The organism is Nocardia cyriacigeorgica (genome assembly GCF_010868145.1).
GTDB lineage: Bacteria > Actinomycetota > Actinomycetes > Mycobacteriales > Mycobacteriaceae > Nocardia > Nocardia cyriacigeorgica_D.
The window spans coordinates 26997-34994 of record NZ_JAAGUY010000002.1 but is presented as its reverse complement, the minus strand read 5'-3'; the positions used below and the strand labels follow the sequence as shown (position 1 = coordinate 34994).

Sequence of the window (7998 nt, the reverse complement as noted above, 5' to 3'; positions counted from 1 at the left end):
CGGCGCATTCCAGTCGGCATAGAAGCTGGACATACCGCCGCCCGGCGCATAACGCGCGGGGCGGCCTGCTTCGTTCAGCCGGGCGTCCCGGGCCTTCTCGGCAACGAATGTGCATACGGAGGGCTTCGCGAGTTGTGGGATGGATCACCATCCAGCAACATGGAGGCATTCATTGTCGATTGATACATCAGGAACATGCACACAGGTGGGCGCGTTTCAAGATCGTTCGACGCGGTCACCGGGTGCCCGATGCGGGGCCGGTTTCGTAGCCATGCGATTGCTGACCGGCTGTCCAGGCGAAAGGTCTAGTCGAATGCGAAGTGCGCGCAGGCCCGGTAGATCGGTGCGGTCCGGCTCATGGGTGAGGCGTGCGGCGATGGGAGTCGCCGCGGTGATGCTCGTTCCCCTCGGGGTTTCGATAGCCGGTCCGGCTGCGCCCGCCGCGGCGGCGTTCAACCCGTCCGGGTTCGATTTCTGGGTCGATTCCGGGATGGGCCCGATCAAATCACGCATCTTCCGTGCCAAGGACGGCAACACCAACCGCGTGGTCTACGCCCTGGATGGTCTTCGTGCTCCCGAGACGCTGAGCGGCTGGGAGATCGATACCAATGTCGCGCAGCTGCTGACGGACTGGAACATCAATGTCGTCATGCCGGTCGGCGGTATGTCCAGCTTCTATGCCGACTGGAATGCGCCGAGCAATTTCGCGGGCATACCGCCGGGCACCGGCTCGTCCTCGGGTTCGGGTGCTCTCAACGCGCTCGCCGCGGGTCCAGGTAAGAGCTACCGCTATCAGTGGGAGACGTTCCTGACCCAGAACCTGCGCTGGGCGCTGCGCGATCGGCTCGGCTTCAATCCGAACCGCAATGGCGCATTCGGTTTGTCGATGGGTGGCAGCGCGGCGCTGACGCTGGCCGCGTATCACCCGGATCAGTTCAGCTTCGCCGGTTCGTACTCGGGTTACTTGAATATCTCCGCACCCGGTATGCGTGAGGCGATCCGGATGGCCATGCTCGACGCCGGCGGCTACAACGTCGACTCGATGGCCCCGCCGTGGGGTCCACAGTGGCTGCGGATGGACCCGTTCGTGTTCGCGCCGCTGCTGCGTGACCACAACACCCGCCTGTGGATCTCGGCGGGCAGTGGCCTGCCCGGTCCGACCGACGGGCCGACGGCGGGCACCGTGAACGGTATGGCGCTGGAGGCGCTGGCCCTGGCCAATACCCGCGCCTTCCAGGTCAGGATGGCGACGCTCGGCGCCAACAATGTGGTCTATTCGTTCCCGAACGTCGGTATCCACGCCTGGTCCTACTGGGCGGAGGAGGTCGCTCGGATGACGCCGGATCTGTCGGCGCATATCGGCTGAGCCGCACATTCCACCGGGCCCTGTCCGGCACACCCACCAAGGGGGTGTCCGGACAGGGCCCGAATTCATGCTGTCCGGCTATTTCCGGCGCATTTATACCGCTATTCCTCGAATCGATGTGCGAAGTGCGAAGGACGCGGGAAAGTTGCCCGGATCGACGCCATGCATAACTCGCCCGGTCCGTTCATGATCACTTCATCCGGCGTACCGATCGGTCCGGTCGGGCGTTGGTGATCTTGGTGCGGTGCCGTTGATTTGGGATAACGAACAAATAATGTGGTCCCCCGCGACATCAACGACGGGACACGGTAGTGTCACCGCACGATCACCGATTGTCGCGGGCGGATTTCGGCCACCACTTCAACCCCGGTCTTGCTAAGGATTCGGGGGTCGAATATCGTCCAGCGAGCATCAGTGTGACCAGATCGTTGTAGCGCCGTCGACGGCTGTACCGGAAGGTCGGGATTCGGGTACAGGCCCCGGCGGCGTCTCGTTGACACAGAACGGGTGTCGTCCGCGGACCGCGGGTGACTCCACAACAGCAGAAAGAGAGCAGGATTCATGCGTTTCGGCAGGGCGGCCGCCCCGAAGAGGACCACGGGACGGCGAGGCGCGCCTCGCAGTTGGCGTAACCGGATTCTGGCCGTCGGCGCCGCAGCGCTAGCGCTGCCGATCGCCGCAGGCGTCGCCGCCCCGACCGCTATGGCGGCTCCGGTGCACGGCCCGGCCCTGCGTGCGCCCGCCGGTGGCTACGAGGAACTGATGGTTCCGTCCAGCATGGGTCCGATCAAGGTCCAGGTGCAGTGGGCCAAGCGTGGCGGCAACGCGGCGCTCTACCTGCTCGACGGCCTGCGCGCCCGTGACGACCGCAACGCCTGGTCGTTCGAGACCAACGCGATGGAGCAGTTCGGCAACGACAACATCACCCTGGTGATGCCGGTCGGCGGCCAGTCCAGCTTCTACGCCGACTGGTACTCCCCGTCCAACACCAACGGTCAGAAGACCACCTACAAGTGGGAAACCTTCCTGACCCGCGAGCTGCCGACCTTCCTCGAGGGTTACGGCGTCTCCCGCACCAACAACGTGGTTGCGGGCCTGTCCATGGGTGGTAGCGCCGCCCTGGCCCTCGCCGCCTACCACCGTGACCAGTTCAAGGCCGCCGCGTCCTACTCCGGCTACCTGAACATCTCCGCGCCGGGTATGCGTGAGGCGATCCGCATCGCGATGCTCGACGCCGGCCGCTACAACGTCGACTCGATGGCCGCGCCGTGGAGCCCGGCCTGGCTGCGGATGGACCCGTTCGTGTTCGCGCCGCAGCTGAAGGGTCTGCCGATGTACATCTCGGCGGCCAGCGGCCTGCCCGGCCAGCACGACAACCCGAACTCCGCGATCGGCGTGTTCAACACCGGTAACGCGATGGCCCTCGAGGCCCTGTCGCTGGTGAACACCCGCGCCTTCCAGGCTCGCCTCGGCAAGCTCGCCATCCCGGCCCACTTCGACTTCCCGGCCTCGGGTACCCACAGCTGGAAGTACTGGGAAGGTCAGCTCTTCGCCTCCCGCAAGATGTTCCTCGACGCCACCGGCGGCTGGTGAGCATCGGTCACTGAAGCACTCGGCGCCGCCCGTTTCCTCTGGGAAGCGGGCGGCGCTTTTGTGTTCGAGTTCCGGTCGATGAGCGGGCGCGCGGACGGGATGTGCTGTCGCCGAGGGCGAAACCAAATGGTTTGCTCTGGGCGCGTCTTCCCGGGAACACCGGGTCGACCGGAGTACAAACATCCATGTGGTAGGTATTTCGCGCGGTAGGCGGGGCAGCGGCGGACGGTGGGACCGGCAGCCGCGCTCGATCCTGCCCACCCTCGCCACCGCCCTGGTGCTGCCCCTTGCCGCCGGGCTCTCGCTCGCGCAGGCACCCGCCCAGGCGCAGCCTGCCGTCACCGCCGCGGCGCCTGCCACGTTGCGCAACGTCGCCTGGCTGACCGACCGGCATGTCGAGTTGTGGGTGAATTCGCCCGCAATGGGCGCGCCGATCCAGGTCCGGCTGCTGCTGGCCAGGGACTGGAACACCAGGCCCGACGCCAAGTTCCCGGTGCTGTACATGCTCGACGGGCTGCGCGCCACCGAGGACGTCAGCGGCTGGATCCAAGATGCGGGTGCGGTCGATTTCTTCGCTGACAAGAACGTCACCGTCGTGCTGCCGGTGGGCGGTCAGTCCAGCTTCTATTCCGACTGGCTCGAGCCGAACAACGGCAAGAACTACAAATGGGAGACCTTCCTGACCAAGGAGCTCCCGCCGCTGCTGGAGGGTCAGTGGCGGGCCACGAATGTGCGTGGCATGGAGGGTCTTTCGATGGGCGGGACCGCTGCCATGTTCTTGGCCGCTCGCAATCGCGACTTCGTCAAGTACGCGGCCTCGTATTCCGGGTTCCTCACCACGACCACATTGGGTATGCCGCAGGCGATAAATTTCGCCATGCGCGACGCCGGTGGCTACGACTCGGCCGCGATGTGGGGACCGCCGACCAACCCGCTCTGGGAGGAGCACGACCCGTATCTGCTGGCGGAGAAGCTGAAGGGGATCAGCCTCTACGTGTCCAGCGGTTCCGGCGCGACCGGGCCGTTCGATGCGCCCGGCGGCATCGTGCCCGGCGTGAGCACCAACCTCGCCGGGATGGGGCTGGAAATCCTGTCCCGGATGTCGTCGCAGAACTTCGTCACCAAGCTCGGGGACCTGAGCATTCCGGTGCAGGTGAACTACCGTGCCTCCGGTACTCATTCGTGGCCGTACTGGGACTTCGAGATGCGCCAGTCCTGGCCGCATGCCGCGGCCGCGCTCGGTGTGGAAGCCGATAAGCCCGCCTGCGAGGTTGGTGGCGCCATCGGCCCCGTTGTGGCGGGTAACGGCTGGCTGGGCGATTGCCTGACCGGCGAGTACCCGGTGAACGGCGGTGTGGCCCAGGACTTCAGGCATGGTCGGGTGTTGTTCTCGAAAGATGGTGGGGCACATCCGGTCGCGGGCATGATCGGCGGCGGCTACCAGGCCGCCGCGGGTCCCGCAGGTGTGCTCGGCCTGCCGACGGGCCCGGAGCGCGGCCTGCCCGATGGCCGCGGCAGATTGCAGGCGTTCCAGCATGGTTCGCTCTACTGGACCCCGCAGACCGGCGCCCAGGTGGTGCGCGGCGCGTTCCTCGAGGAGTGGGGCAGGCAGGGGTTCGAGGGTGGGGCTGCCGGTTATCCGGTCGGTCCCGAGATCAAGACGCCGAACCGTGACGGCGCGGTCCAGGGTTTCGAGGGCGGTCCGATGTACTTCAGTCCCGCCACCGGTGTGCACCGGGTAGAGGGCCTGATCCTCGGCAAGTACGCCGAGATGGGTTTCGAGAACAGCTGGCTCGGCTTCCCGGCGTCTGCTGAACAGCCGTTGAAGGAGCTCGGCCGCTACAGCCGTTTCGAGGGCGGCAGTGTCTATTGGAGCCCGCTCTCGGGTGCGTGGGCGGTGCGCAACGGACCGATCATGGACGCCTGGCGCCACGCGGGCTATGAGAACGGCCGCCTCGGATTCCCGATCAGCGACGAGTTCGCGATCCCCGGCGGCATCCAGCAGAACTTCCAGGCCGGATTCATCACCGTCCGCGACGGCAAGATCGAAATCCACCCCTGATCGCCGCGGTGACAGCCGACTCCTTCGCCGATCGCTCCGACAGGTAGGCGCGGTTGCACTACGGCATGTGTCATGTGCCACACTTCCGGGCCGAGCGGCCGTATCCGCAACTGGGTACTACCCTCGGTGTTCGCCCCCCAAGGAAACCTCAGAGGTTTGTGGCTCGTGGGGAGCCGCAAACCCCGCCGCGCCAGCGGCCAATAACTAAGGATTTTCATGTTTCGGACCCGTGGCAAGGTAGTCGGCGTTGCGGTGGCGATCGCCGCATCCGGGTTGCTCACCGCTTGCGGTGACAACGATTCGACGGCGTCGAGCACGCCAACGCTGACCCCCTCCACGTCGGCGGCCGCGCAGGCGCCCGGATCGGCTTCGGCCGCACCCGCGCCGGCACCGGAGGGCGAGGCCGCTCCGCCCGCGGAGCCGAGCCCGGAGGCCAGCCAGGAGCCCGCGCCGCAGGAGCGCCCGGCGCCGGTGCCCGCGGAAGACATTCCGCCCGCCGAGACGTCGAACCTCGGTGACAAGGAGAAGAAGCTCATCGATGAGCTGAACAAGCAGGGCGTCAACCCGTCCAACCCGGCGGACGCGGTTACCATCGCCAACTACGTCTGCGGCGCGGTGGCGGCGGGCAAGCCCGATGCCGAGATCGCCGTCTACGCGAACGCGATGGCAGGCGCCGATCCGGCGTTCGATCCGGCCAAGATGCCCGTTGAGCAGGCCGGACAGATCTACATCAACGTCTCGAAGCAGACGTACTGTCAGTGAGCGCGCGTCGCGGGTCGAGATCCCGCCGGTCCAGGCCGGTGGGATGTCTGGTGCTGCTCGCCCTGGCGGTGCTGGTAGTCGTCGTGGTGGTGCTGGCGTGGTATCTGCTCGCGGGGCGTTTGCGCGAACCCGAGCCGGGGCCGAAGCCGCCACCTGAGCGGCCGACCAGCCAGCCGGCGAGTTGCCCTGACGTGCAGATGATTTCGGTGCCGGGCACCTGGGAGTCGAGCAGCAACGACGATCCGCACAATCCGACCGCGAACCCGGCCTCGCTGATGCTGAACATCACCGGGCCGTTGCGCGAGCAGTTCCCCGCCGAGCGGCTCGATATCTACACCGTCCCGTACGTGGCGCAGTTCTCCAATCCGATCGCGCTGCCGCCGGACGGCCAGCAGTCCTACAACAACAGTCGCTCCGAAGGCACCCGCCGGATGGTCGACGCCCTCACCGCGCGGCATGCCGAATGCCCGCTGACCTCGTATGTGTTCGCGGGGTTCTCACAGGGCGCGGTGATCGCTGGCGATATCGCGGCCCAGGTCGGTGCGGGTAACGGCCCGATTCCCGCCGATCTGTTGCTCGGCGTGACGTTGATCGCCGACGGCCGTCGCACCGGGGAGACCGGGCCGGGCCAGGCCACCCAGATCGGGCCCGCTCCGGCAGGGGTCGGCGCCGAAGTCGCGCTTGCCGGGCTCAATGTCCCCGGGATCACGATGACGGGTCCGCGGCCGGGTGGGTTCGGTGCGGTGACCGATCGCACCTACACGATCTGCTCGCCGGGTGATCTGATCTGCGATGCACCGCGTGATGCCCTGCGGCCGACGAACATCCTCGGCAGCCTGAGCACGCTGATCGGCGCGGTCGGCAATCCGATACACAGTCTCTACAACGGTTTTGTGGTCGATCCCAATGGCACGACCGCGACCCAGTGGACCGTCAACTGGGCAAACGGCCTGATCGAGGCGGCGCCGCGGCCGCCGCATTCGTGAGGTCCCCACAACGTCGGACGGCGCGGCCGGTGGCCACCGTCAGGCTGTAAAGTGCGCTGATGATCGCGCGCCAGCCCCCGCTCAGGCGGCGGGCCCGCGCAGGCAATTTCCGATAGCCAGGAGCATGAGTTCATGACTGAAGCCGCCGCACCGGCTGGTGAGTTGAGCGCGCTGGGTTCACCACTGCGTCCGTTCCGCTTCGCGGCTGCGGGTGAGGGAAACAAGCAAGAGGGCGGAGCCCGTAAGTTCATTCAGACGGCGCAGCAGGCCGAGGAGTACGGCTTCGACACCTTCGTCGTGCCCGATCACCTCGGTGACCAGGTCGGTCCGATCGCCGCGCTCGGCGCGTTGACGCAGGCCACCGAGCGGATCCGGTTGGGCACGTCGGTGCTCGCGAACGGTTTCCGCAACCCGGTGGTGCTCGCCAAGGACCTCGCCACCATCGACGTGCTGTCCAAGGGCAGGCTCGAGGTCGGCGTCGGCGCGGGCTGGAAAGCCGACGAGCACCTGGCCGCGGGCCTGGAGTACGACTCCCCTGGAGTTCGCCTCGCCAAACTGGACGAGGCGTTGAGCATCCTTGACGTGTTGTTGCGCGGCCAGGAGTGCACCTTCGAGGGCAAGTACTACCAGGTGCGCGGCGTCAAGGGCACCCCGCGACCGCGGCAGGGTCCGCGTCCGCCGCTGTGCACCGGCGGTGGTGGTCCGAAGATGCTTCGACTGGCCGCCAAGCACGCCGATATCGTCTCCGTCGTTCCGGTCACCACCAAGAACGGCAAGGGTCTGCTCTCCGGTATCACCATGGAGAAGACCGTGGAGAAGGTGCATCTGATCAAGGAGGCCGCCGGTGAGCGCTTCGATCAGATCGAGCTGAACTGGGCGATCACCGCGATTGTCATCACCGACGACCGCGAGAAGACCGCCGAGATGGCGTTGGCCGCGATCGACCGCGGCCTGCATCCCGACCTCGAGGTCGATGTGAAGCTCTCGGTCGAGGAGATCTTGAACTCGCCCTATGTGGCCATCGGTTCGTTCGAGGAGATCGCCGAGCAGATCCGTCGGGTGCGCCAACTCACAGGGATGTCCTATGTGGGCGTGTTCCCCACCCAGATGGATGCGTTCGCACCGGTGATTCCCTTGCTGCGGGACGAGTGAGTAGCTCTTCTCTGTAACATGTCTCTGGTTTGAGAACATCTAGCCGATAGGCGGTCACCGCGCAGACCGCAACAAAA

At 66.4% G+C, this 7998-nt stretch carries 6 protein-coding genes; all 6 read left to right on the top strand.

Annotation, left to right across the window (positions count from 1 at the left end):
* Positions 1-376 precede the first annotated feature (376 nt).
* The 6 genes from GV792_RS03960 (at position 377) to GV792_RS03935 (ending at position 7921) form a co-directional block, all read left to right on the top strand.
* The gene (locus GV792_RS03960; protein WP_163822267.1) at positions 377-1366 is read left to right on the top strand and encodes an alpha/beta hydrolase; all 990 of its coding nucleotides are present in this window, start codon (positions 377-379) and stop codon (positions 1364-1366) included.
* Between the two features lie 561 nt (positions 1367-1927).
* Positions 1928-2959 carry an alpha/beta hydrolase gene (locus GV792_RS03955; protein ID WP_256668080.1) on the top strand — a complete coding sequence of 344 codons (1032 nt, stop codon included), beginning with the start codon at positions 1928-1930 and terminating at the stop codon, positions 2957-2959.
* Between the two features lie 187 nt (positions 2960-3146).
* Positions 3147-5021, top strand: a complete 1875-nt coding sequence (locus GV792_RS03950) for an alpha/beta hydrolase-fold protein (RefSeq protein WP_163822266.1) — start codon at positions 3147-3149, stop codon at positions 5019-5021.
* 216 nt (positions 5022-5237) lie between these two features.
* Positions 5238-5783, top strand: a complete 546-nt coding sequence (locus GV792_RS03945; RefSeq protein WP_163822265.1) for a DUF732 domain-containing protein — start codon at positions 5238-5240, stop codon at positions 5781-5783.
* Positions 5780-6769, top strand: a complete 990-nt coding sequence (locus GV792_RS03940; protein WP_375154450.1) for a cutinase family protein — start codon at positions 5780-5782, stop codon at positions 6767-6769. Before GV792_RS03945 ends, GV792_RS03940 begins: the two co-directional genes overlap by 4 nt.
* Before the next feature lie 132 nt (positions 6770-6901).
* Positions 6902-7921, top strand: a complete 1020-nt coding sequence (locus GV792_RS03935; protein WP_163822264.1) for an LLM class F420-dependent oxidoreductase — start codon at positions 6902-6904, stop codon at positions 7919-7921.
* Positions 7922-7998 lie beyond the last annotated feature (77 nt).

What these genes read in the sequence shown, in the direction of transcription:
- GV792_RS03960 (WP_163822267.1), top strand. Translation starts at nt 377, where the DNA reads ATGGGAGTCGCCGCGGTGATGCTCGTTCCCCTCGGGGTTTCGATAGCC.
- GV792_RS03955 (WP_256668080.1), top strand. Translation starts at nt 1,928, where the DNA reads ATGCGTTTCGGCAGGGCGGCCGCCCCGAAGAGGACCACGGGACGGCGA.
- GV792_RS03945 (WP_163822265.1), top strand. Translation starts at nt 5,238, where the DNA reads ATGTTTCGGACCCGTGGCAAGGTAGTCGGCGTTGCGGTGGCGATCGCC.
- GV792_RS03935 (WP_163822264.1), top strand. Translation starts at nt 6,902, where the DNA reads ATGACTGAAGCCGCCGCACCGGCTGGTGAGTTGAGCGCGCTGGGTTCA.